We start from the raw sequence: 24,490 nt of genomic DNA, 5'->3' as shown, positions 1-24,490 counted from the left end.
ATATTTACCTCCCAATTAAGATGGAAGAATTAACTCCACCAAATGCATATGAATTTGATAGAACATACTTAATGTCGCTTGATATAGGATTATCTTTAACTAAATTTATACTAAATTTAGGGTCAATCTCTTTTAGATTCTGAGTATGTGGAATAACACCATTCTCTAAAATCTTTACACAAACTGCAGCTTCTATAGCACTTGCCGCACCCAAAGTATGTCCCAAATGCCCTTTTATGGAACTCACATAGGGATGGGAAGAATTAAATACTCTATTAATTGATATATTCTCCATTTGATCATTAGCTAAAGTTCCGGTTCCGTGTGCATTAACGTATTCAATGTCATTTTCCGTAATATTCCCCATTTTTATCGCATCTTTCATTGCTTTAACAGCACCATCTCCTTTGAGGTCCGGTTGTGTTATATGGTGACCATCCGAACTTAATCCATAACCGTACAATACAGCCCTTTTTCCTTTTTTCCTTTTTTTTAAGTGTTCTAGACTTTCTAAAATTAAAACACCCGCTCCTTCTCCCAGTAATAATCCTTTTCTATTTCTATCGAACGGGGTACACAGTTTAGGGCTCAATGCTCTTAAACTATTAAATCCTGAAAATGCTACCCAGGAAAGGATATCCACACCACCAGCTATCATTACATCTGCATTACCCCTTAATATATCTTCCATAGCCCTGGAAATGGCAATATTTCCAGCGGCGCATGCATTGGTAATAGTCCATTTTGGGCCATTTAATCTAAGTTTATGGTATACTTTATCAGCAATAACATTAGGACCTCCAATAACGTTCGATTCTTCTTTATTAAATAATTCACTTTCTAAACTATCGATTTCTCCCATTGTTGTACCAATAGATAATCCTACCTTCATAGGTTCCCTAAATCCTAAAGACGCGTCACTCAATGCTTGTTTTGCAGTTTTATAAAATAAGTTAGTGGCACTTCCCATTTCTTTATCCTCGTTAACTAATACATCGACATTTTCTATTTCGCATGCATATATTTCCTTTAAAGGTGTATTAGAAAACTTTTTTACTTTTCCGGCTCCATTTTTACCTGCTAGTAAACTTTGCCAAGTTTCATTACAGTTATCCCCAATTGAGGATATTATACCCGCCCCAGAAATGGCTACACCAGTCATCTCAATCACTCCTTATTAGTCCAAAGTATGCTTAAATCTGTTAAGTTTTCATCTGGTCTTTGAAACGAATCAATTCCCCGAATTGATTTGACTACTGAATAAGCTTTTTCTTTTCCAGATTTTACTCTGTTAGATAATTCTGGATGGTTTGGGAAGCGTTTTAACCCATCCTTCCAAACTTGAAAACCGGTATCGAGATCTTCCCCTTTAATTAATGCATCTCCGTATGCCACATAAGCATCAGCCCATAATGGATTACTTATATTTCCGTATTCCTCTGAGACAGCAACACAGTAAGCGAGATCCTGGATAGCTTTATCGATTCTTTTTAATCCGACTGGCCAATATAGGTTATTTAGTCCTCTCGCATAATAAGCCAACCAATTGTATTCATTGATACTTAAAACTTGTTCCAGCTCACTGATTGATTGGTTAGATATTTGTCCTAATCTTCCCGTCCCTAACTGGGGATTTTGTAATTTATCAATATATGCGAGGGCTTTTTGAAGATAGACTCTTTCACTCTCACCTAACTGTTCTAAAAACTCGAGGTAACTATCTAAATCATCATTCATATTCAGTCGAAGAGCATTAAGATAAGCCATATTTTCTGGATTGTCTTCAACTAATTTCATCAAATTTTCTTTAGAGACATCACTGTTAGTTGAAATTTCTTCCGTGAAATCAATCCCTAATTCTCCTACTGTTAAATTTAAATCAATTTTTGGTAAAGTATATTTCGTATCATAGAAAAAGTACCAAAAAATGAAAGTTAATATTCCCAGTGTAAATATAACTAATCCAAAATTAATCAACTTCTTCCTATTCAATAATATCTACCCCTTTCTATTGTCTAACCTAATTATGATTTAAAATAGATTAATTATCTCTGCTTGTTTTGCATATTAAAATACTTAAAAATTTTTAAAACACAAACATCTAGAGCAATAGGAAGCCCCTAAGATATAACAAAAATAAAATTTTTCTACAGAATAAAACAATTCCCAAAAATTTCAAAATACTCAAATAAATCACTATCCAGTAACTCTTTTCACGATGGACATGCCTTCTGCTAACAGTTCCTACTGCCAAGCCTGTAGTGGACCAAGTTGTTAGACATGCCGGGCGCACAACTAAAAAATACTCAATTAGATTAAAATCGCTCGAATTTAGATTAAATCAGCTCGGTTTCCAACATTATTTTAATCTACTTCTATTGTTTCCCTCATAAGATCAAGCCATCTTAAATAGAAATTCGTTTCCTTATTACTGATAACACCTCTCGTATAATCAACGTTTGAAATTCATGAGAGTATAGTTTGTTTTGTTGTTTCATTAACTTGATCCATAGAATTTTGCCAAAATTCATTATCCTGTAAACGTCTTGCCTCATATCCAAAAGCCATGCCCTGACTAAAGGAAGATTGATACTCTTTCGGAATATTATTCAATATCACCTAATCTTCCTATACCGGTAGTTACCTCGTCGACTATGAGTAGGATATCATTCTGTCTTGTAATTTCTCTAATTTTTTGTATATATTCGTTGGGGATAATACGAACTCCCGATACTCCTTGAATAGATTCTATTATCATAGCCGCAATTGTTTCAGATCCTTCGCAACTAATTAAGTCTATAAGTTCTTTGCATTTATTCTCTATGTCCTTTTCTAGGTTTTCTTTATCAAGACTGGCGTTTGGAGGAGTAACTTTTAGGCTTCCATCTAAAACTGGTCCAAACAATTCATGGAGACCAACATTAGTTACTGACAAACTCCCATAACTGTTTCCGTGGAAATCACCTTCTAAACTAATAAATTTTTTCTTATTCACTCCTTCCTTTTGCTAAAAAATGTTTCCTTGCAATTTTTAGGGCTGTTTCAAGAGTTCCTGTTCCATTATGTGAATAAAATAACATATTATACCTCGGCATTTTTTTAACAAGCTTTTTTGCCAGTTCATTTGCCTTGTCATGACCTTGCGCCATTAGAATTCCAGTAGATAACTTTTTATATTGGGTTAGTGCTGGATCCATGATATCTTCTTGACCGGATCCTATTGATAACACTGCATTGCTAATGTTATTGTAATGATTTCCTTTTTTATCCCTCACCCAAGAACTGTTTGACCTTTCGGAAATTATTATTTTTTGGAGAACCTCATTTTCTTCAAGCTCTCTCATATATGGCATCAAGGTAAGGGATGTAAGACATGATAATTCAAAGTAACATCCTCCTTATTTCCTTATTATAATGATTTAATTGTCTCATGCTTAAAAAACTTTACTTGTTTAATTTTTGCAAAAAGTAGTGTTTTTTATATCAATATTTTCCGCTTCGTGATTAAGTAATGAAATGAAAATGTTGTATTTTCTAAAAATAGAGCAAAATCTGTTGCTAGAGTTATAGTTGACATTATAAAATATAAGTTATAAAAATAATTTTCTTAAGATGGTAACTGAAATGAGCGAAATTGAAACTAAAAAATCAAAAATACTGTCGAACGTATTGACAATGAATTCTTTGAACTTAGTGAAACGATAGAGAAACTAAAAGATGTTGTAGAAGAAATCGCGGAAAGTTCATTCTCTGATAATGAAACTTTATTCAGTAGGAGTTTTCCTCCTCTCCTACTGAATGTTAGTACCACAAGGGTATGACCTAAAGGCCCTTGAACGAATCGGGCATTTAGGTGCCGTTTTCTCCCACTTAGCCCCTTTTGTACCAACTCAGTTTCTTAAAGTGGGAGTCTTACGGCACATTACATGCGGGATAAATTCTAAAAAGACATAGAATAGCTGCGTTTAAAACTAGATTTGGATGCACTACATACTATTGAAGTTAAATGTTTACCTATGAAAATCGAAGGAGAATATCGAAAAACTGGTGAAATACCAAGTATAATAGTAATTACAATAAACATGTTAAATAAACCCCAAAAGGACATGGAAGAAATTGGAGAGGTAGAAAGAGTAACATCTATCTGTAAAATTTTAAATAATAAGTAAGATGCAAAAATCTCGATATTTTTTATTCCACTTAAGACAAAGCACCAAAAAGGCGCTTTTGTCTTTTATTTATGACTTTAGTCAGTTGAACTCGTGACAGCATACGAAACAGAAAACCACCTGCTATGCGGGTGGGTAACAAATGGTTCTACCAAAAAACTCACTTTGTTCTATAATAGAGATTGTTCAAGCCTTAGGAAGGAAAGTGAGTAAATTGGCCAATAAAGCTAATAGTTTGGCACACACAAAATGGCTTTGTAAATACTATATTGTGTTCACTCCAAAGTATGGTTAAAATATAAATTACAACGAACTTTCTTCAATCGCTCAATGGCGTTTAATACCTTTGGAAGGTTATTCTTTTCCTTTGTATAATGGAATAATGCTATAAAATCTTTCTCCTTTCCGATATAATAAGTGATAAATATTTTTAATATGTGTCGGTGCCCTTATTCAAACTTTGACTTTGAATAAGGGCACCTTTTTTTCTTTTCAAAGGTTTTCAGATAATGATAAATATCCATTTTACGAACCCCAAATTGCGAGAGCTCGTAGCTGCATACTCCCCATCTACAAACAGTCGAATTTTCTCTACCCCTACTTAAAAATAGGGGATCTATTAAGAGATCCAGCAATAACAACTGCCATGGAACAGAATTATGCATCGAACGGAGATTATTCATCTCTAAATGAGGATAGTATTCCTAGACACTAAAAAGCTTCAATCCGTAGAACATCTTTTTCTACGGATTGAAGAACTAATTTTAAAACACCAATATATTTAATTATTTTTTATCAAAATCAAGAAAACGGAATAAGTCACCATAAATGAGATCATCAGAGTAACCCAGTTCTTTTTCCACTTGTTCCCGAATTGGGTCACAAGCCTCTTTCTCGTTTTCTTCTTTTCCTGTATTATCATTCTTATTATCTTCTTCAGCTATCGGTTCACCCGTTTTTCGATCATAGCATGTGCTATTTGTATAAATATAGTCTTCACTAATAAAGCTTCCATCACGTAAGGCAATGAATCCCTTTCGATTATTGCTAAATAGATCATTACCAAACTGAATATCATCGCTATTTTTTATACCTAATAAATTTAATAACGTCGGTTTTACATCAATTTGACCAGAAACTTCTGATTTAACCCCGCCTTTTCCATAACCAGGAATGTGAATAAATAATGGCACTCGTTGTAATTGAACATGGTCATATAGTGTGATCTCTTCTTTACCCAAATACTGGCTCATTGCCCGATTATGGTTTGCGCTAATTCCATTATGGTCTCCCATAATAACTAAAATGGAATTCTCATAGAGGCCTGAGTTTTTTAATTGATTAAAGAACTGCTCAATTGCTTCATCCATATACCTAACAGTTGGAAAGTAATTATTTAGGGTATTGGAATTAGAATTATACGGCTCAATCGATTTATCTTCTTCACCCAATTCAAATGGGAAATGGTTTGTTAATGTGATCAATTTCGCATAAAATGGTTGCTGCAATTTTTGTAAAATTTTAGTGGATTGTTCAAAGAATGGTTTATCTTTAAGACCCCAACCAATCGAGTTTTCCTCTGTTACCTCATACGATTCCTCACCATAATAGTGATCAATTCCTAAACTTTGATACATCTGATCACGATTCCAAAAGCTTCTATTATTGGCATGTAGAACACTAGTGTAATAACCATTTTTTCCTAATATTTCTGGCATGGCATTAAACTCATTTTGGGCATGGGTAAAAAATACTGCTCCACGAGAGAGTGGATATAAGGAATTCTCTACAATAAACTCTGAATCCGATGTTTTTCCTTGCTCCGTTTGATGATAGAAGTTTTCAAAATAAAACGTGTCTTTATCTTTCGTTAAACGATTTAAAAATGGCGTAATTGGCTCACCGTTAAGTTTATTGTTAATAACAAAACTTTGAATTGATTCTGCATTAATGAAAATTACATTTTTACTTTTAGCGACACCAAAAAGCTCTGATTTTTTATTACGTTTCATATTTTCATCTACATATTCTTGAATTTCTGGTAATTCATTTCCATCAGCAAACACCCGCTGCGTTTTTGCTTTTGCCTGTGTAGCAAGATCATAAATATGATAATTAAACAACCCAATATTCTTCACTAAATATTCTCTATCAAAAGCACGAGTAAATAACTGTGGTCTTTCCATTTCGGCCAAAAAGAAATTACCTGCCAATAACACTAAAGACATAGCTAAAGCAAAAACTTTTCCACTTTTTGAATAGCGGACAGTCATTTGCTCTGATCGCCTTTTACCTAGATACCAGATGATTATAACATCGACAAACAACAGAATATCAAATGGCTTAATTAAAGTTAAAATACTAGACCCTAAATCAGCTGCATTACTAGTCTGGAACAGCTGCGGTAACGTAATAAAATCAGTAAATGAACGATAGAATACTAGATTTGCGTAAATAATCAAGGTTCCAACCAATGCTGTATACCGTAAAAATTTCATTTGCCTTGTTTGTTTTTTAAACCAAACACTCAAAGCAAAAACAAGAAATGCAGATACAAATGGGTTAATAAATAAAATAACCTCTTGCATTATGTTGTCCAATTCAATGGAAAACATAAAACGATAAACAATATATGTTTTAATGCCAAATAATAGTGTAGCTAAAACAAATAATGGTATTTTCTTTCGTTTTAACTCCATAAAACTTCCTCCTGCTTCTTACCTTATAAATATAAATTTCTACATTTTTCCTACCCTACTCCCTCTAGGAAAAATGGCAACTACGTAAAAGTTATAGCTGCTTCTAAAAGAAAACGTTCAAAAAGTCCGTCCAAAACACATTATATACTTCGTTTACCTGTTTCTGCAAATCTAATATATTGGTAAATCTTCTACTTATGATGAACTTACTTCTTTTTGAACACGTACTAAAATTAAGAGACGTAGTAAAGCTTTCTTGTGATACAAAATCAAATCTTAAATAATGGTTTATTAAATAATAATCATACTAAATTCATTTCCATTTTACAACAGTAAAATAATCCCAAGGTGCATTTGGGTTTATCATGCGTTTTTCTTTTACCCTATTTATCTCCATTATAAACATGACGTATAATATATGTTAAAAATATGTGAAAAGGATATTTTTCTAACACTAGTTTTTACCTAAGTTGACTCTTTCTTTTACTTCAATAAATATTTCCATTACGTTCTTTACTTCATTAACGATGAAAAAACATCCAACCAAAAAGTTTCAATTTCTCGTTATTTATCCCCGCATGTAAGGTGCCGTAAGTCTTCCACGTTAAGAGTCTGATCTGGTACAAAAGGGTCTAAGTGGGAGAACACGGCACCTAAATGCCCGATTCGTTCAAGGGCCTTTAGGTCATACCCTTGTGGTACTAACATTCAAGGAGAAAAGCACTCCTTGAATGAAGTTTCACTTTATCTTCAGGATACTATTTTTCTAGTTTTTGTTTTACTAGATAAGCAGCGCCTATTATACCAGCATCATTACCTAATTGGGCAAGCGCTAATTCACAAGTTTGGTTCACTTTTGGAAGTGCATATCGATCAAATGCTTCACGAATAGCGGACAGTAACGGCTCGCCTGCTTTTGACACTCCTCCACCAATTAAAACTTTAGCAGGATTAAGAATAACACCCATAGTTGCAATTACCTCGCCTAATACATCAGCAGTACGAGCGACGATCTGTTCAGCATCTTGGTCACCTTCTGCTGCTAGTTGAAAAACATCCTTTGCAGTAATTGTTCCATTTGTTGCTATTATAGAAGCTAGTTTACTTTTAGGAAACTCCTCTGCCTTCTGTTTTGCTTGGCGCACGATACCGGTCGCTGAAGCAATGGTTTCTAAACAACCTTTCTTACCACAGTTACAACTAGCGCCATCCTTTTCAATAATTATATGCCCGATTTCGCCACCTAACCCTGCTTCACCATTAATGATTCTTCCGTTAGCAATAATACCTCCGCCTACACCTGTACCAAGTGTAATCGCGATTAAGTTTGCAACTTGGTGACCAGATCCTCGCCAATTTTCACCTAAAGCAGCTACATTAGCGTCATTTTCAACAAACACTGGTAATTGCGCTCGTTTTTTTAATAAATCACCTAACGGATAGTCTCTCCAACCAATATTTACTGCCTCGTATATAAAACCTGTTTCGTCTTCTATAAATCCCGGGGCGCCAATCCCTATACCAAGAATTTGTCCCTGCTTCATTCCTTTTGCTTCTATTTTTTTAGTTATCGAATCCCATATATCATGAATGATATGAATACCACCATCATTTGTATTTGTTGGGATTTGCCATTTGTCAAGTATGTCTCCTTCATTACTAATCAGACCTAATTTAGCTGCAGTTCCTCCTATGTCGATACCAATAATTATCTGTTCCAACTTCAAGACTCCCTTTTTTCTATTTTTTTAATGATGTTATTTCTTTTTTTAAAATTAGTTTTGCTTTCACGTATAACTCTTGTTCTATAAAACCTAGCCCGTGTAGTTCATCTAACTCCATTTCAAACATATGGAGATCACCAAGACGACTTCCAGTATAAATGAATGTACCATACTTTTTTAACAATTGCTGGATATCATAGACTGATTTCATTAACGATCACCAAATTTCATTATACTAAATCTGGGTAAGAAAAAGAATAGATTGCAAAAAAATGCGCATGATTTATAGGATAAATCCTAAAGCCATATAGCAATTTTTAAAATTTGCATCTGTTTTACATGAACAAAAGCTAGAAACGCTCGTTAGCGACGTTCAAACTGGAGATCTTCTAATGAGATAAAAGAAACAAGGCAAGCCAATGTTGATATATCGTAAGAAGGTCGGAGTTTGCTACGTGTTTGAGCGCATAAACTAGACACGAAGCTACTTTCAAAAAGAAACCCACACTACGGATATCGTTTTTCAGACATTGAAAAAACCCAAATCTTCTTAACGATCTGGGTCTTTTGGATGTAGAAATGCTGGACGTCGATTTTTCAATGGTATTGGTGAACGTAAGAAAACATCTCGAAACGGACGGTAGGAAAAAGGAAGAAATGGCCAAAAATATGGTACATGAAAAGATTCCATACGTACTAAGTAGAGAATCCAAACAGTTATTCCAACGATATAGCCTATGCCGCCAAATAAAGCTACACAAATTAATAAAAAAATGCGAACTAATCGGTTTGCCAAGCCTAACTCATAACTTGGTGTAGCGTAAGTACCAATCGCTGCAACCGCTAAATAAAGTACTACCTCATGAGAAAACCAACCTACTTGAACAGATACCTCTCCAATCATAATTGCAGCCACAAGCCCAAGTGCAGTTGCTAATGATGAAGGAGTATGAATGGCCGCCATTCGCAAAATATCTATTCCTATCTCTGCTAATAAGAACTGCATGAATAAAGGTACTACCCCTTGGTCAGTAGGCCCGATATATTGAAGGTTCGCCGGTAAATACTCAGGGTTTTTCGTAAATAAGTAATACAATGGCAAGATAAAAATGGATGCCCACACGGCAAAAAAGCGAACAAAGCGCAAATATGCACCAACTAGCGGCTTTTGTCGGTACTCCTCTGCATGTTGGAGATGATGAGCATATGTAGCCGGGGTTATCGTTACACTCGGAGAACCATCAATAATGATAATGACATGTCCTTCATACAAATGAGCCGCAGCAGTATCGGGGCGCTCCGTGTATCTCACCGTAGGATATGGATTCCAATGCCTGCCACTAATATACTCTTCGATTGTTTTTTCAGCCATTGGCAAACCATCTGTATCGATTTGCGCCAGCTTGTCTTTTAAAGCTTCTACTCTACGCTGATCTGCAATATCTTCTAAGTAGCAAATACAAATATCTGTTTTTGATCTTCTGCCTATCTGCATATACTCCATGCGTAAAGAACGATCACGAACTCTACGTCTTGTGAGTGCTGTATTAAAAATAATGGTCTCTACATAACCATCCCGTGACCCCCTAACAACTCTTTCTAAATCTGGTTCTTCCGGTGAGCGAGCCGGATAGGTTCTTCCATCTATCATAATTACTTTATCGATTCCTTCGACTACCAACGCTGCAGGTCCACCAAGAACAAGATCCGTTACTTTATTTAAATCATCGACCTCATCTACTTCAACATATGGAATATATGTTTCCACCAACTTTTTAAGTGTATTCGTTTGGATATCTTCTGGCTTCAAATCAGCAAATAAATCCATAATATACAGTAATATATCATCTTTAATAAATCCGTCAATTAAAAAAAATGCCATTTTAACACCAGCATATTCCAGGTCACGTTGTACAACGTCAAAACTTTTGTCCACAGCTAATCGATCGCGTATATAGTTACGATTTTTTTCAAACGAGCGAAATAATGGTTGCGTATCCTTTTGCATATACTCACCTATCCATTTTAATTACTATACGTATTGTGTGGATTTTGTGATTGTTGTATGCATTTGCTATATAAATAGCATAACGGCGTAAGTGGTTGCATATAGTGAAAGAAGAAAGCTTGTACAAAGGCGGGGATAGAATGAAAAAAGCAATCATCATACTCTGTTCGGGAATAATTTTAGCGACCATATGTATTATAAATGTACAAACAAAACCTGCAATTACTTACTTTCCAATCGATCAAGATACTACCTTTTCCACTGCAAAAACTTCTCTATCTCTATTTACGGAAAAAGGAAATGATAATTACAAATTATTGTGGCAGACTAATTCCACAACCGACATCCCCGTATACTTAAGACAAGATGTTTCCTTACTTTTTGACAATGGCAGACTTCGTGGCGCTTTAACGAAATGGGTTCAGGATACGGATACAATCCAATTAAAAGAGATACTTCAACTTGAAGACAGCAGCCTATATCAGTCTATTTCTTTTCACCACGGTGAAATTCATAAATCAAGAGACGAGATTAAAAGCATCCAAAAAATGTCTAGTGATTATCTTTACGTGATTGATTCACCAACAACTCCGCTTGTGTCATTTAAAACAGCGAAGAGTAATTATGAAAGAGAATGGAAAAATTTGCTTGATCGAACATCCAAGCAACAGTTATTATACCATTGGAATACGTTATTAAATCATTTTCAAATCGATAAAGAAAAATACTTAGCGGTTCCTTTAACTGTTTTGGATAAATATCAAAGCGAGCCACTTCCTTCTCTTTCGCAAGCACAAACCGATAAAATAATTGGCCAGCTATGGGAAGGTTTATACAAAAATTATGTGATCCCAATTGTCAAAACAGAAAAAGAAGTAGTAGATAGTTATATTCCTCTAATTTTATTTGATAAGGAAAATAAGCATCTGCTTGTTCTTTTTGAATTAAATAAAAAAAAGAAACAACTGATTCAAAAATATTCCTTGTAACAAAAATATTTTTTAAAAATATTGTTTACCATATAATTATTATGTAAACTATTTCAAAAACATACTAAGATTAATGGGTAGAGTCATCGACGGATGACTCTACCCACTAATTCTTAGTATGTTTCTTATAACTAATATTCTTTGATCTTTCCACTGTCCGATTAATAAAAACCAGATGTAAACTTCCTTGGTTATTTTGCTGTTTTTCCAGTGATTTTCTCATATAGCTCAGTAATTTTCGGGTTATTCGGGTCCAATTGATATGCTTTTTTGATAGCAGCATCCGCCTTATTCATCTCCCCATTACGAAAATATAAGAAAGCAAGATTATAATGTGCCTCTGGAACGCTATTATCCAGTTCAATGCTTTCCTCTAGATCTTTGATTGCTTGATCAGGCCGATTTAATTCAATATACGCATAAGACCGCTGAAATAAGATAGCCGCTTTTAAGTCCCCTTCACTGCGTAATGCTTGATTAGCTTGCTCGATCGCCTTATCATAATTTCCTTCCTTTACCAGTCTTTCTAATTGCATGGCATGATAGAGTTGACTATTCTGATTATTAACTAACCCATATTGAACAATACCAAATAGAAGCGCAATGAAAATGGCAAGTGCACTTAATTGTTTTAGTAAATCTCTATGTTTCGGCAAATGGACAATTGATGATGCGATAAAACCAGCGATAAGACCACCTAAATGTGCACTATTATCAATTTGCGGAACAGAGAACCCAAAAACGATGTTAATGCCTATTAACAGGAGCACATTGGTGCCAATGGTTTGGAAAAATATTGTACGATGATAAAGACCGAAAAATAATAATGCACCAAACAGTCCAAACAATGCGCCAGATGCTCCGGCAGCTATGTTTACAGAAAAAGCAAAACTAGCTAATCCTCCGCCAATCCCTGCTAGAAAATAAATGATCAGAAACCGTATGGATCCATAGATTCTTTCAACTAATGATCCCAAATAATAAACGGCAATCATATTCATTGCCAAATGGAGTAATCCAATGTGTAAAAACATGGAGCTAATTATCCGCCACCATTCACCATCTTCAATAATTGCAGGATTGAACTTAGCGCCAAATTTGATTAATGTTTCCGTATTTTTACTTCCACCGTTCAACTCAAGAAGTAAAAACATACCGATACATAAAAGCAAGATAATATATGTAAGTCTTGGCTTACCAAAGGAAAAAACAGCCTTGGTTTGTTGTTGACGATCAAACACATGTTGAGTTAAATACTGTTTATAGGAGACTAACTTCCTTTCTTTTTCCTCTATATCCAATGAAATATCTGTATCTATGATGGAAACACCGACTTCACTTGCAAGTCTTTGTTTTTCTTCTTCATAATGAGAATTAGATAAGTAATAAAGCTGCATTGAAATAGATTGCTTCGTATTTAACTTCATTGGTTTTTTTAAAAGTTCCCAATCATCAACCGGAGCATGTTCAGAAATATAAATATTATGTATTTCAATAATTCTTCCACGTAACAGACGCTTCATTGATTTCACTTTCTGAAAAACAACAGCGATATCTTTTTTTAAATGATTTGTCCAATCAAATCCCTGGTTAATCAATCGTACAACATTTGAAGTTTTTCCTTGCTTCTTTTCTAACCATATTTCATTGCCTTGATCATTTACATATAGTACATCATAATTGTCAGCGGAAACAAATTGAACTGCCAGTTTGTACAATTTATATTGTTCATCCAAATACATTACCACATCTCCCCTTAAGTTCTACCTTCGTTAATCTGAATATTGTTAAGCTTTTTCTCTTTATATATAGTATAAGTGCTATATATGATAAAAGAAGTTGTTTTCCACAACTTCTTTTTTCCAGTGGATGATATTCATGTATCTGTTTGGCATGTAAATTCTTCACCATTTATCATGATTTAAACATCCAAGGGATTAATTTACTGCGTACTGTCGGCATATTCATTGATAGCAGGACAGCTAATTTACGCAAAAAACCGATCGCCAAAAGATTATTCATTACTCGATAGCGCCATTTAAATAATAAAGCTGCAGTAGTTAGTATACCAGCAATTAAAACTATAATACGCAATAGGAACACCTCTTTTTTCTAAGTTGTGTTCTTAGTTATGGCAGAAGCATGAAGTTTTATACATTTATTATAAAGTGAATTCGGTCAGTGGGGTTTTCTTTTATCCCCCACTGATTATTAGTACCACAAGGGTATGACCTAAAAACCTCTGGACAGAATCGAGCATTTGACTTCAGTTGGTTCCTCCACTTATCCTTCTAGATTTCACCTCGTAGCATTGGTAGAGGTCTTACTACCAGTTACATGCGGGATAAAATTATTGTAAAACTTAAAAACCTTCCTTTTATATCCATCCATGCTCCGTAATTAAATAGTCAACAGGTAAGTCAAAAGGATCCTTTGGGATGGTATCAATGAGTTGAGAACTATGTAGAATCGATGCCGTTTTATTTTTATACTTTACTAAAAAACGGTCATAATATCCACCACCAAAGCCAATCCTGTATCCTTGTCGATCAAAGATAATACCAGGAACTAATAACAAATCTATTCGCTCTGGTAGGATATGCTTGGTCATACTCGGTTTCGGTTCAAGCAAATTGTAGTAAACAACTTCTAATTGCTCATATGTATCGATTTGAAAAAAATCCATTCCTTTTGTAGCTGGAAAACATTTTGGCACACAAACTGTTTTCCCTTGCTCCCAGCCTGTTTCAATAATTTTCATTGTATCCCATTCAAAACCTTGTGATATGGTTATGCCAACAGTTTTTGCTTGTTTCCACAAGTGAGAAGTAAGGAGATGAGCATGTAACTGTTTCTCCGTTCCCTTTTTCTCTTCCTCACTGAATTTTTTTAACTTAGCAATTCCAGTTGAGCGTAATTTCTCCTTCGTCACTAAGCTAGCTTCCTCCCTTCCATATGGTTGAAGTTATCTATAATTGGCGTATAATGTTATTTCAAGCAGCAGAATCTATATGGTTAGATGCTTATAGAGTGCAAAAACAAACCAAATATGAACCTTATTCTTATCCATTTTTTAACAGTATTACACTTATCACTTTTCTATATATAACTTTAACATAATTTTATGCAAGAACAAAAGCTCAGGTGCTTGTTTAACGTGTACAAACTGGAGAGTTTCTAACCGAGATCAAGAAAACATGCCTCTAAAACAGGGGGATGTCGACGCCTGAGCTCAAGCCCACCTTTAGTCGACCTTCCTTTAGATTCAAGCCCATGTTGAGTTGTCGTAGAAAAAAGAGGGAAATTTGCTACAGATTGAGCACTTAAGCTAGATGATGTTATTTTCCAAAAAGTTATCCATAATGAAGACTATGATAATAATAAAACCTTTATCTTTTTGATAAAGGTTTTATTAAGAAGATCTTATTTTGTTTCTCGATGTAGAGTATGTTTTTTTAGTCGTGGACTATATTTCATAAGCTCAAGACGCTCAGGATTTGTACGTTTATTTTTAGTTGTAATATAATTACGATCTCCTGTTTCAGTGCAAGCTAAAGTAATATTAACGCGCATTTTCTTCCCTCCAAACTATATCAAATTCCTTTATCACGTAGTAGCGAAAATTTCATTTCAGACTTAATCATAATATCAAATATTACCGAAAGTATCAAGGCTTAACCTGAGATTATTTTTCAGCAAAAACTTATACATCATAGTGATTTATGAATGAACGCTATGCTTTGATTTTTAGTCTGAAATCATTATTAATCATTAATTAGAACCTTTTTCTAAAAGGAGAATTAACCTTCAGCTTCTCTTAAAAAATTACCATAGCATTTTACAAATACAAATATAAGAAACTATATAACTCAAGTATATCGCCACTTTAGCTGGACAAGTAAATGCTATTTTTGATTTTTAGTACATTTTTTTATATAATTCAACATATGTGGCTACTGCTACTTAACTTTTTAATGGTTTGTAAAAGTTACGTTTAAACCTGTTGTCATCATCCACCTTTTCTAGATCTCTCTTGCCAAATCATGACATCATGCAATCGATTTAATATGAAAATTCGTGTTGTTTCAGCAAAAATAACAAAATTGTAATGGCTTTTCGATAGTATTTTATGTTATAACTAGTAATGAGTAAAAGGAGGGAACCAGATGTTATATGCAATTATTTCCATTATTGTTGTGGGAATTGTTTTACTTGCAGTATCATTTTTTATGAGTGATCGAATTGAGCTAGTCGAGAGTCAATTAGAACAATTTTCCATTACAACGATGCAAGATACATACCAAATCAAAAAGAAGATTAAAATCTTAGAAGAAGAGTTGCTAACAGAAGATTTTACTGAAAATCGCATTGATAATAGATAATGAAGGGAGGAGGAAAACATGAAACAACCGGTACGTGTTTTCGCTATTGGTTTATTAACTGCCGGCGTTATCATGCTAGGCTTTTATTTTTTTTCCAATGGAAATATTCAAACTGCAGATAACCTATCCGACGAAGAACTAGTGAAACTAATTGAAGAGAAGGGTTATCACGTTTTATCAGACTCTGAATATATTGCTCTATCTGTTGATGAACAAGGGGCCACAGATTCTCAGACTCCTCAGAAAGAAGAACAGCCAACGACAAAAGCGAAAGCAGCAGAAAAAACGAACGATGAGAAAAATAAAGATAAACAAAAAGAAGCTGACAACAAGAGAGAGAATAATGATCGAGAGGATAAAGAAAAAGATAAGGAAGATAAAGAGAAAAATAAAACATATACATTAAAAATTAAATCAGGAATGCCTTCTTCGGATATAAGCGATCTATTAGAAGAAAATGACATTATTGATGATGCTAGTGAGTTTAATAAGTACTTAGAGAAACATAATTATAGTGAAAAAGTACAATTAGGTAAATTTAAAGTATCAAGTGATATGAGCTTATACGAAATTGCAGAAGCAATTACAAAATAAGCTAAAAAGCAGACAAAGTGCTGCTTTTTAGCTTATTTTTAATTCAAATTATAGTTTTCGCCTTTAATCAAATATAAAATGCTCTCACCAATATTCGTAATATGATCCCCAAAACGCTCTAAATATCTAGAGCATAAAGAAATCTGCATAATATATTGGATCTTATCCGGATTTGTTGCAGTCTCTCCTAATAATTCACTAAGAATTAGCTTATTTTCTTTATCAACGAAATCATCCATCTCAGCTAGCTGACTAGCTAATTTGCTATTCTCTTCCGTAAAAGCCGTGATAGCTTTATGAAGCATATTGATTAATGCATCCTTCATTGTATGCAGTCGTTTAGGAATTAACGCCGCCTCGCTTTCTCCTAAACGAATCGTTGAACGCGCAATATTTCTAGCATTATCAGCCATTCTTTCTAAATCAGCAACGATCTGTAAAGCAGTGATTAGCCGTCGTAAATCAGTAGCGACTGGATTTTGTTTTGCAATTAGCAATACGATTTTATCGTTTATTTCTAATTCTTTTTTATCAATATCTTTATCGGCTTCAATCACTTGTTCAGCTAATTGAATATCTTGATTAAATAGTGATTCCATAGCATTTTCTAAGGCTTTTTCTGTCAAGTTAGCTACTTCAACAATTGCATCGTCAATTGTTTTAAGCTCTTGGTCAAATTGCCCTCTTGTCTGCATATTGCCCCTCCTAATCTTCCAACATACCATTATTCTAGCAAAACACTATGTACGAATCATTGAGATTATGTAAAATCTTTGTAAATTATTTTAGAAAAACTTGGCTTATCGCCAAGTCTTTATGGCGAAAGCTATAGTTTTTCTTATACTATAAAGCGTAAAATAAAATACACATAACAATCTAATGGCATCTATGTGATAATCTTCTTAGAAAACAAATTGGGAGGTTATGCAATGACCCTAAAAGACAAGCGAATAGAATGGAGAATGCGATACGATGCCTGGAAGAAAAGTGGACAAAGCATAGCGGAATGGTGCCGAGGGCAAGAATTAAAACGCATCAGATGTATTATTGGGTGCAACAATTTCGTGAGCACGACAATTCTTCCAGAAGTACATCAATAGAAACACAATGGCTGACCGTTCAAATGAATGATTGTCAACTTGTTCCATCTCACGAGAAGGAGCCTATATTCATTCATGTTGGTTCCACCTCCATTGAAGTGCGATCAGGAACAGATATGAACTTATTATCGGATATTGTTCATGTTTTAGAGAAGCAATCATGTTAACGAGTGCTCCATTTGAACAAGTGTACTTAGCTCGAGGCAGCACCGGTATGCGCAAATCCATTGATGGCCTTGCTGCCATTGCGACAGAATGCTTTGATTTAGACCCTTTTTCTCCTTGCCTTTTCGTATTCTTGATAAGTTGAAAATACTGCAATGGGAAGTCAACGGGTTTTGGTTGTATTATCGGCGATTAGAAAAAGGAACATTTCACTGGCCATCCGAGAAAGATACAACTCCTATGCATATTAGCCCACGCTAGTTTCGCTGGTTGTTGGATTGAATATCGATGAACCAGCAACAGGCACACAGCGAAGTGACAGCGCGAACCATTCTATAAAAAATTGAAATATACAAATACGGGAATTCGACTAGGCAAGTCGGATTCTTTTTCGTATCCTTATTTTATGGAAAAAACAGCGCAAACGAAAAAGAACTCAATTGAATATTATCAAGAGCTCAACGAAAAGCTTGAAATGGAAAAGGAAGAGCTAGAAGCAAAATTACAATGTTATGAAGAACAATTTAGATTGCTTCAAAAACAAAAATTTGGCTCTTCTAGCGAGAAGACAAATTCCGACCAACTGTCTCTTTTCAACGAGGTAGAGGACACTTCTGATTCTACACATGAAGAGCCTACTGTTGAGACGATTACATATAAACGCAAGAAGCAAAAAGGCCAACGTGGCCAGCAATTAGAAAACCTGCCTACGGAAACGATAGAATACCGTTTACCTGCTGAGGAACAGGTGTATTCGTGTTGCGCTGGTGGATTGCATGAAATGAGCACCCAAGTACGTAAAGAATTGAAGGTTATTCCTGCACAGGTGAAAGTTGTTGAACACGTACAGCACGTCTATAGCTGTCGCCATTGTGAACAACATGAAATAAAAACACCTATTCAAATAGCTAAAATGCCAGAGCCTGTATTTCCAGGTAGTTTAGCCTCTCCATCTTCTATGGCATATACCATGGCACAAAAATACGTCGAAGGGATGCCGTTGTATCGCCAAGAGAAACAATTTGAACGATTTGGAGTCTTTATTCCACGCCAAACACTAGCTAATTGGGTAGTATACGGTGCTCATACTTGGCTTAAGCTCATTTACAATGAAATGCATGCCAACCTATTAGAACTGGATGCCATACATGCGGACGAAACAAACATACAGGTTTTGTCTGAACCAGGTAGAAAAGCCACTTCAAATTCGTATATGTGGTTGTATCGTTCTGAACACACTGATGTGCCAATCATTCTGCATGATTACCAGCAAACCCGAGCATCCAAACATCCGCGGCGATTTCTAGAGGGTATCAAGGCTACTTAACAGTAGACGGTTACCCCGGCTATAATGGGGTGCCGAATGTAGTATTGGTTGGTTGCTGGGCGCACGCACGTCGTAAATTCACAGAAGCATTACAGTCGCTTCCTGAATCTTCATCCACTACAGCTGTAAAAGCAAAAGAAGGTTTAGACTTGTGTATAAACTATTTGGTATCGAACGCGAACTAAAGAGCTTGAGCCCACAAGAACGTTACAAAAACGTTTAGAGCGCAGTCAGCCTGTGCTGGATGCTTTTTCAGCATGGCTAAAACAACAAACGCCACTTGTCCTTCCCAAAAGTAAACTTGGTAAAGCTGTTACCTATTGTCTTAAACAATGGGATCGTTTAGAAGGATTTTTAAAGGATGGACGATTGGAGATAGACAATAACTGTGCAGAACGGTCGATCAAGCCTTTTGTGATAGGGAGAAAAGCTTGGCTTTTTAGCAGTGTGGTGAAAACAGCCAAGGAAAACGGATTAAATCCATTCCATTATCTCAGCTATTTGTTTGAAAAACTTCCCAATATAGATACAACAGATAAAGAACAACTAGCTCAACTCTTGCCATGGTCAACTACACTACCTCAAGAGTGTCGTGTTCCAACTAAATCTAAATAGATCCATAACACATGCCCACATCTAAAATAGGTGTGGGCTATTTTACGCTTACTTTAAGACAGCATAGGAATAAATTTTAATATAGAAGGGTGCACTTAATAAGCCATCCTTCTCTTTCTGAAAAAAATGGGAATTAATACTGCTATGATTGCACCTCTTAATCCCACAATACTCATGGTGACAAAACCTCCCACATCTCACAGCGTCATTTGCGCATACATTCCTTCGTTCGGTCTATCCATGAAGTGGGGCCAGCGATGCTTTCCTGTAGGGTCATTGCCCGATAGTATAAAAATTTTCCGGCTGCTCCGTGCTTCCTTTGTTGGTAGTATTTGTATAAATGGAACTTCTTTAAAAAATCTAAACTGAGTATTCGTTATTGTTTAGTTAAGCTGCACACTGTAAGCGAAAATGCGGAATATCACTTAACATTTTTTCTGGACTAAAGGCTACTTGTTGTTTACCTACTTTGAATAATACTCGAATTAACTTACAACATAGGGCAATTAATGATTGTTTCTTCTTCAACGGATTTTCTTTCCTTGTTGTAAAATACTCATGCATTGCTTTAAATGCAGGATTGTGATTGACTAATGGCAGGATAACTTTGTACAACAGGGCGCGTAGCTTTGGTCGGCACCTCTTGGTAATCACCGTTCTTCCTTGCCATTTTCCTGATGTTGCTAATTTTAGATTTAACCCCGCTAGTTTAATAATTTGTTCCGGATGACTATAATTGTTTAAATCTTTTACTTCTGCCAGAAATGCAGCGATTGTGATGTCACCTACGCCTTTAATATCTACCATTTCCTGTACACTGGGAATCGTGCTCGTAAGCCCCTCTATCATTTCCCACACGTCATTGATCTTTTCATGAAGGAGAGTATACTGATCCAATAATGTTTGGATCTTTAGCCTTGCCATGGTTTTTCCTTCTTGGATACCAATGGAATGGCGGGCAACTTCTTTCAATACCTCTTACGGATTTCTGACAGGATTGCTATTTCATCTTTTTGCATGATTTCATCAGAAAACAAACCCATTTTTAAAATTTGTAAAGAAGATTACTTCCCAGTTCGCAAAGACAATAGTGTATTCTAGAAAATACCTGTCTATCTACTGATAGACGCGTCCTTGTACTGCCTGCAGGTCTTTCATTAATTGGTCATACATATTCATGCCTTCGCGAAGCTCTACATAGATCCCTTCTGGTAGATGGGGTTCAGATAGCGTCCGCCTTGGATTAAACGTGAAATGACTGTGGCATCTTTTACATCATTTTTGGTTGGTGAATTGTCATCCAACTCTTTTGACTTTTTAACATGTGCCGGATTTACACGACTACTTTGAGTTGCTTTTCCATTAGCCAATAAGCTAAGGGCAGCCAGTAATGTCCTGTTGGATCCATTCCGATAATAACATGGGATTTTTCATGTTGGGTGGTTCATTCATCTATCCAATAAGTGAACCTTTGGAAGCCCTCCAATGCGTTTTCAAAGTATAGTGGTTTTCCAAATTTTTTATGCTTGGCGATGTCAACTCTAATAATTAAAGCTTTGTGTATGTGTAAAATATTTCTCGAGATGATTTAGAAAAAATGGTAGAAAAAAAGAAAGAAGGTACTCTATGATAGATGTATGCTAACCATGCAAATACATCATGAAAAGAGAGACCTTCTTATGAATAAGATTATATCAAAATTATACGAGATAATAAAGAATACAAATGATTTTGTATACGTCAAGTTTTGTCTGTTAGTTGTAAAATCTTTTCATTTTGTTTATATTTCATGATAGTCCTCCTCGGTTAATTTAAGGGTCCATTTTTGCTAATTAGCTTTAGACACCTCGTATCATACCAAGGGGGCGTTTTTAGTTTTTAATCCTCATTTTGCTTTATTACAGGAATGCTTTCCTATAGTGTAAAAGAATAAAAGCACAAGCAAATAATTGCCTGCGCTTCTACTCGTTAATCTTTTTATTTTCTTTCATAGACGAGTTTCTTCCATATTATATGGAAGTTCATAAACCGCTTTAAACAACGTTTTTCCCTGTTTGTATTTCATGGGATTTTAACGGATTTTTCGTAAAGGGTATTCAAGGGGTATTCAAAAAAATTACGCTGGCAGGCTATGTACTGAAAACCTATTTGATTTCTTGATTTTTAGATTTCTGCTCAATTCATTATAAGAATTGGAGTATCTATTTGCTTGTGTTTCTATACTTTGTTGCTGCTTTTTAAAACAACTTCTCAAAGAAAACATTTACTGCTACAAGGATATCCTCAAATTACTAATGTGCGGTATAGCATCCTAGACTAATTATATTTAACTCATTTGATAAGGTATGAACTGCTCCTTTTAATTCTGTTACCATCTTATTAAAACCGGTTTTACCTAACAAAACCTTAATAGCAATTAGTACAGCAAATAAGTCATGCTTACCTTTGATGGGAGTACCACCACCAGACATAGGAATAGACAACGATAAATACCGGTGGTCGGGATCGACACGGATTTTGTAATTCTATAGCATCTAATAGTAAGAGTCCTTGATAAATACTCTGGATTTAATAATCGATCGATTAGTTTTACCTCACCAGTATATTATAAGATTAATATACCAACTTTTTCCAAAAACAACAATTTTATCAAAATTATTACAAACATCCGATAATAAACAAGGTATTTGTAACTTTTCCTTATTCAAACTGCATCTCATCATATAAACGATTGCAATCCCAAAAACATATTTGTCTAGGAAAGTCACCTTCCTTTATACAAACGGAAAGCTTATGATGTTCATCAATATAATATTGTTTAAAAGCTAACGGTAATTTTTTATTTTTTTCGTAAACCTCTATTTTTCTTTCTGATAACTTTCTAATGACAAACGATTTTAAAGGGATAGCTAACCCTTTACCGTAAAATTTAATAAAACTTTCCTTTAAAGTCCATAAATCAAAAAAATAACGCAATTGGTCCTCTTTATTTCTCATTCTAATATCTTCAAGTTCTTCCTTTGCGAAACAGCTTGAAGCGATACTCAAATAAGGTAGAGGTTTTATTTCTTCAATATCAATGCCAATTTCTTGATGATTTATTGCACAAATAACCCAGCTTCCAGAGTGCGAAATATTAAACGAAAAATCAGGATGATTATACAAATCCGGCTTTCCAAAATGATTATAAATAAATTTTATGTTATCATTTCGCATATTGTATCGCTTCATAATGATAAATCGTATGATAATTTCCCCTAGCAAAGATCTGTACAAGTCTTTTTTATGAATAAGTTTAGTTAATTTCACTTGCTTTTCTGTTGTCAAAAAAGATATTAAACCGTCTAGTTGTTCTTCATGAATCTCCCTTGGAATTTTCATAGCGTGTATTTCAACCATCTCTATCAACCTTTTATTCTATGTTTTCCTCTATATACTGCACTAGATCATTTATTGTTACAAATCTTTCCGATATCAAATCCTCATCGTTAAATTCAAAATCAAAGGCTGATTCGATAGCTACCAATACTTTTATAAAACTTACAGAGTTAATTCCTAGTGAATTTATTTCATCTTCTCCTTTTATACTTGCAACATTAATGTTTTCACCTAACTCTTCTCTAAATATCTTGAGCAATTTATTTAGTATTCTTTCAGACATACTACTACCCCCTATAAGGAATGTTGGAAATACGAGTTCTTCATTTCAAAAATTTTTTGATAAAAACTAACTTCTAACTGATAGATTTCATAGAGTTTTTCAGTAATATTCTTCATTGTGTTAACACCATACTTTTCAGAATATATTACCCTAGCTATGATTCCCCGTACTAAATTCCAATTATGCAGTATATTGTTCATACCACCTTGGAATTCCTCGGGAATATTTTCAAGTATGGTTAGCCGATAAAGTTCTGCTTTTTTGGCATTTACTATATTGTTTATGCTGCTCAATATCAATTCTGTATTATCCCAAAAAGAAGCTGTATTATCAAAAGCACTATGATGGGAATGACAGAAGGTTAATAATCTTGTTAAAGACTCTTCAATTAACTCTCGATTATTCATAATATTATCAAGTAAGGCATCATTTCTCTTATATTCTTGATTTGTATCTTCGGGATTTTCTTCAACATAAAACGCATAGTAGGAATTATTAATATATAAATGATTAAAATTCTTGATATAGCCAGTATAACAATTTTCTAAATCGCTAAAAGAAATCGTTCTTTTTTCATAGGATAAGGTGTTACTATTTTTATGATCGATGATATGGAATTGTTCTTTTATTTTATTAAATCCATATAATAGCATTGTATGTGGCTGGTGAATTTTCTGGAATGTATCATTCCTTGCTGGTTCATAATAACAATCAATCCATAGTAACACTGGTCTATTATGTTGTAGTGATTCTATAACTTCATTTACTATGGAATCAATGTACGTTAGCGTTTTGACCATAATGTGCATCTGTTCTAAGATTTCCTCTACTGGTCTTATCTCAATATACTCGGCATCTATTGTCTGTATACTATTATCGGTTGTATATACAATAATGTCATTTTCTAGAAAATCAGAAACATTTTTATTATAATGCCGCACTATTGGAAAGAAAGAATTATAAAAACAACCTTTATAAAATAAATCGTTATAAGGATCTATATTTTCTATTTTCTTTTCTTTCAAGAAGGTCACCTCATTTCTATGAATAAGTATGG

24 protein-coding genes and 5 pseudogenes are annotated in these 24,490 nt (G+C 34.5%); 9 read left to right on the top strand and 20 right to left on the bottom strand.

Annotated elements, in window-relative coordinates; translation table 11 throughout:
- Positions 1-4: 4 nt before the first annotated feature.
- The 5 genes from KQI21_RS03620 to KQI21_RS03600 all read right to left on the bottom strand — a co-directional run bounded on the left by KQI21_RS03620 (position 5) and on the right by KQI21_RS03600 (position 3,344).
- Positions 5-1,162 carry a beta-ketoacyl-[acyl-carrier-protein] synthase family protein gene (locus KQI21_RS03620; protein ID WP_216482656.1) on the bottom strand — a complete coding sequence of 386 codons (1,158 nt, stop codon included), beginning with the start codon at positions 1,160-1,162 and terminating at the stop codon, positions 5-7.
- 5 nt (positions 1,163-1,167) lie between these two features.
- Positions 1,168-1,992, bottom strand: coding sequence for a tetratricopeptide repeat protein (locus KQI21_RS03615; RefSeq protein WP_216482655.1), 825 nt, complete (start codon positions 1,990-1,992; stop codon positions 1,168-1,170).
- Positions 1,993-2,466: 474 nt separating this feature from the next.
- Entirely contained in the window at positions 2,467-2,613 is a 147-nt protein-coding gene (locus KQI21_RS03610) for a hypothetical protein (RefSeq protein WP_216482654.1), read from the bottom strand.
- Positions 2,606-2,995 (bottom strand): aminotransferase class III-fold pyridoxal phosphate-dependent enzyme, encoded by a 390-nt coding sequence (locus tag KQI21_RS03605; RefSeq protein ID WP_216482653.1) that lies wholly within the window; start codon positions 2,993-2,995, stop codon positions 2,606-2,608. The genes KQI21_RS03610 and KQI21_RS03605 overlap by 8 nt, the downstream gene beginning before the upstream one ends.
- Positions 2,988-3,344 carry an aminotransferase class III-fold pyridoxal phosphate-dependent enzyme gene (locus tag KQI21_RS03600; RefSeq protein ID WP_216482652.1) on the bottom strand — a complete coding sequence of 119 codons (357 nt, stop codon included), beginning with the start codon at positions 3,342-3,344 and terminating at the stop codon, positions 2,988-2,990. Before KQI21_RS03600 ends, KQI21_RS03605 begins: the two co-directional genes overlap by 8 nt.
- Positions 3,345-4,383: 1,039 nt before the next feature.
- Here KQI21_RS03600 and KQI21_RS03595 point away from each other — a divergent pair.
- Positions 4,384-4,458: pseudogene (locus KQI21_RS03595) on the top strand (IS200/IS605 family transposase); the annotation flags it as partial.
- 25 nt (positions 4,459-4,483) lie between these two features.
- On the opposite strand, the pseudogene KQI21_RS17045 reads toward KQI21_RS03595, so the two are convergent.
- From KQI21_RS17045 to KQI21_RS03575, 5 genes and pseudogenes are all read right to left on the bottom strand, one after another.
- Positions 4,484-4,693 (bottom strand): annotated as a pseudogene (locus KQI21_RS17045) (IS21 family transposase); the annotation flags it as partial.
- A 261-nt stretch (positions 4,694-4,954) separates the two neighbouring features.
- A complete protein-coding gene (locus KQI21_RS03590) occupies positions 4,955-6,868 on the bottom strand; it encodes an LTA synthase family protein (protein ID WP_216482651.1) in 1,914 nt (637 codons plus the stop codon).
- Positions 6,869-7,626: 758 nt separating this feature from the next.
- Positions 7,627-8,589: an ROK family glucokinase gene (locus KQI21_RS03585; protein WP_216482650.1), complete on the bottom strand. Its 963-nt coding sequence runs from the start codon at positions 8,587-8,589 to the stop codon at positions 7,627-7,629.
- A 19-nt stretch (positions 8,590-8,608) separates the two neighbouring features.
- Positions 8,609-8,803: a YqgQ family protein gene (locus KQI21_RS03580; protein ID WP_216482649.1), complete on the bottom strand. Its 195-nt coding sequence runs from the start codon at positions 8,801-8,803 to the stop codon at positions 8,609-8,611.
- A 339-nt stretch (positions 8,804-9,142) separates the two neighbouring features.
- Positions 9,143-10,600, bottom strand: coding sequence for a spore germination protein (locus tag KQI21_RS03575; protein WP_216482648.1), 1,458 nt, complete (start codon positions 10,598-10,600; stop codon positions 9,143-9,145).
- Positions 10,601-10,740: 140 nt separating this feature from the next.
- On the opposite strand from KQI21_RS03575, the gene KQI21_RS03570 reads away from it, so the two are divergent.
- Entirely contained in the window at positions 10,741-11,589 is an 849-nt protein-coding gene (locus tag KQI21_RS03570) for a hypothetical protein (RefSeq protein WP_216482647.1), read from the top strand.
- Positions 11,590-11,780: 191 nt separating this feature from the next.
- Here KQI21_RS03570 and KQI21_RS03565 read toward each other — a convergent pair whose 3' ends face one another.
- The 4 genes from KQI21_RS03565 to rpmG all read right to left on the bottom strand — a co-directional run bounded on the left by KQI21_RS03565 (position 11,781) and on the right by rpmG (position 15,162).
- Entirely contained in the window at positions 11,781-13,331 is a 1,551-nt protein-coding gene (locus KQI21_RS03565) for a rhomboid family intramembrane serine protease (RefSeq protein ID WP_216482646.1), read from the bottom strand.
- Between the two features lie 172 nt (positions 13,332-13,503).
- Positions 13,504-13,683 (bottom strand): protein YqgO, encoded by a 180-nt coding sequence (gene yqgO, locus KQI21_RS03560; RefSeq protein WP_216482645.1) that lies wholly within the window; start codon positions 13,681-13,683, stop codon positions 13,504-13,506.
- Between the two features lie 283 nt (positions 13,684-13,966).
- Positions 13,967-14,521 (bottom strand): 5-formyltetrahydrofolate cyclo-ligase, encoded by a 555-nt coding sequence (locus KQI21_RS03555; RefSeq protein WP_216482644.1) that lies wholly within the window; start codon positions 14,519-14,521, stop codon positions 13,967-13,969.
- A 491-nt stretch (positions 14,522-15,012) separates the two neighbouring features.
- Positions 15,013-15,162 carry a 50S ribosomal protein L33 gene (gene rpmG / locus KQI21_RS03550; protein WP_050353076.1) on the bottom strand — a complete coding sequence of 50 codons (150 nt, stop codon included), beginning with the start codon at positions 15,160-15,162 and terminating at the stop codon, positions 15,013-15,015.
- 593 nt (positions 15,163-15,755) lie between these two features.
- Between rpmG and KQI21_RS03545 the strand changes: the two genes are divergently transcribed.
- Complete coding sequence (locus KQI21_RS03545; protein WP_216482643.1) at positions 15,756-15,971, top strand: hypothetical protein; 216 nt, start codon at positions 15,756-15,758, stop codon at positions 15,969-15,971.
- A gap of 18 nt (positions 15,972-15,989) precedes the next feature.
- Positions 15,990-16,565, top strand: coding sequence for a hypothetical protein (locus KQI21_RS03540; RefSeq protein ID WP_216482642.1), 576 nt, complete (start codon positions 15,990-15,992; stop codon positions 16,563-16,565).
- Positions 16,566-16,603: 38 nt separating this feature from the next.
- Here KQI21_RS03540 and phoU read toward each other — a convergent pair whose 3' ends face one another.
- Positions 16,604-17,260 (bottom strand): phosphate signaling complex protein PhoU, encoded by a 657-nt coding sequence (gene phoU / locus KQI21_RS03535; protein WP_216482641.1) that lies wholly within the window; start codon positions 17,258-17,260, stop codon positions 16,604-16,606.
- A 234-nt stretch (positions 17,261-17,494) separates the two neighbouring features.
- Between phoU and tnpA the strand changes: the two genes are divergently transcribed.
- The 5 genes and pseudogenes from tnpA to KQI21_RS16345 all read left to right on the top strand — a co-directional run bounded on the left by tnpA (position 17,495) and on the right by KQI21_RS16345 (position 19,772).
- Positions 17,495-17,665 carry an IS66 family insertion sequence element accessory protein TnpA gene (tnpA, locus tag KQI21_RS17040; RefSeq protein ID WP_444972190.1) on the top strand — a complete coding sequence of 57 codons (171 nt, stop codon included), beginning with the start codon at positions 17,495-17,497 and terminating at the stop codon, positions 17,663-17,665.
- A gap of 23 nt (positions 17,666-17,688) precedes the next feature.
- The gene (locus KQI21_RS17035) at positions 17,689-17,832 is read left to right on the top strand and encodes a hypothetical protein (RefSeq protein ID WP_444972189.1); all 144 of its coding nucleotides are present in this window, start codon (positions 17,689-17,691) and stop codon (positions 17,830-17,832) included.
- A pseudogene (gene tnpB, locus KQI21_RS16665) lies at positions 17,826-18,091 on the top strand (IS66 family insertion sequence element accessory protein TnpB). Before KQI21_RS17035 ends, tnpB begins: the two are co-directional and overlap by 7 nt.
- A 145-nt stretch (positions 18,092-18,236) precedes the next feature.
- Positions 18,237-19,342: pseudogene (gene tnpC, locus KQI21_RS16355) on the top strand (IS66 family transposase).
- Complete coding sequence (locus KQI21_RS16345) at positions 19,320-19,772, top strand: IS66 family transposase (protein ID WP_309245496.1); 453 nt, start codon at positions 19,320-19,322, stop codon at positions 19,770-19,772. Before tnpC ends, KQI21_RS16345 begins: the two are co-directional and overlap by 23 nt.
- Before the next feature lie 387 nt (positions 19,773-20,159).
- Here KQI21_RS16345 and KQI21_RS17030 read toward each other — a convergent pair.
- From KQI21_RS17030 to KQI21_RS03490, 5 genes and pseudogenes are all read right to left on the bottom strand, one after another.
- Positions 20,160-21,360 (bottom strand): annotated as a pseudogene (locus KQI21_RS17030) (IS110 family RNA-guided transposase).
- A 703-nt stretch (positions 21,361-22,063) separates the two neighbouring features.
- On the bottom strand, positions 22,064-22,255 hold the full coding sequence (locus KQI21_RS03505) for a hypothetical protein (RefSeq protein ID WP_216482637.1): 192 nt from the start codon (positions 22,253-22,255) through the stop codon (positions 22,064-22,066).
- Positions 22,256-22,472: 217 nt separating this feature from the next.
- Entirely contained in the window at positions 22,473-23,171 is a 699-nt protein-coding gene (locus KQI21_RS03500; RefSeq protein WP_216482636.1) for a 4'-phosphopantetheinyl transferase family protein, read from the bottom strand.
- Between the two features lie 13 nt (positions 23,172-23,184).
- Entirely contained in the window at positions 23,185-23,433 is a 249-nt protein-coding gene (locus tag KQI21_RS03495; protein ID WP_216482635.1) for an acyl carrier protein, read from the bottom strand.
- Positions 23,434-23,444: 11 nt separating this feature from the next.
- Positions 23,445-24,458: a cysteine peptidase family C39 domain-containing protein gene (locus KQI21_RS03490; RefSeq protein ID WP_216482634.1), complete on the bottom strand. Its 1,014-nt coding sequence runs from the start codon at positions 24,456-24,458 to the stop codon at positions 23,445-23,447.
- Between the last annotated feature and the right edge of the window lie 32 nt (positions 24,459-24,490).

The sequence above is a fragment of the Virgibacillus proomii genome, from assembly GCF_018916875.1.
GTDB classification, from domain to species: Bacteria; Bacillota; Bacilli; order Bacillales; family Amphibacillaceae; genus Virgibacillus; species Virgibacillus proomii_B.
Note: the sequence above shows the minus strand (reverse complement) of the source record. Positions and strands in the feature narration are given on the sequence as shown.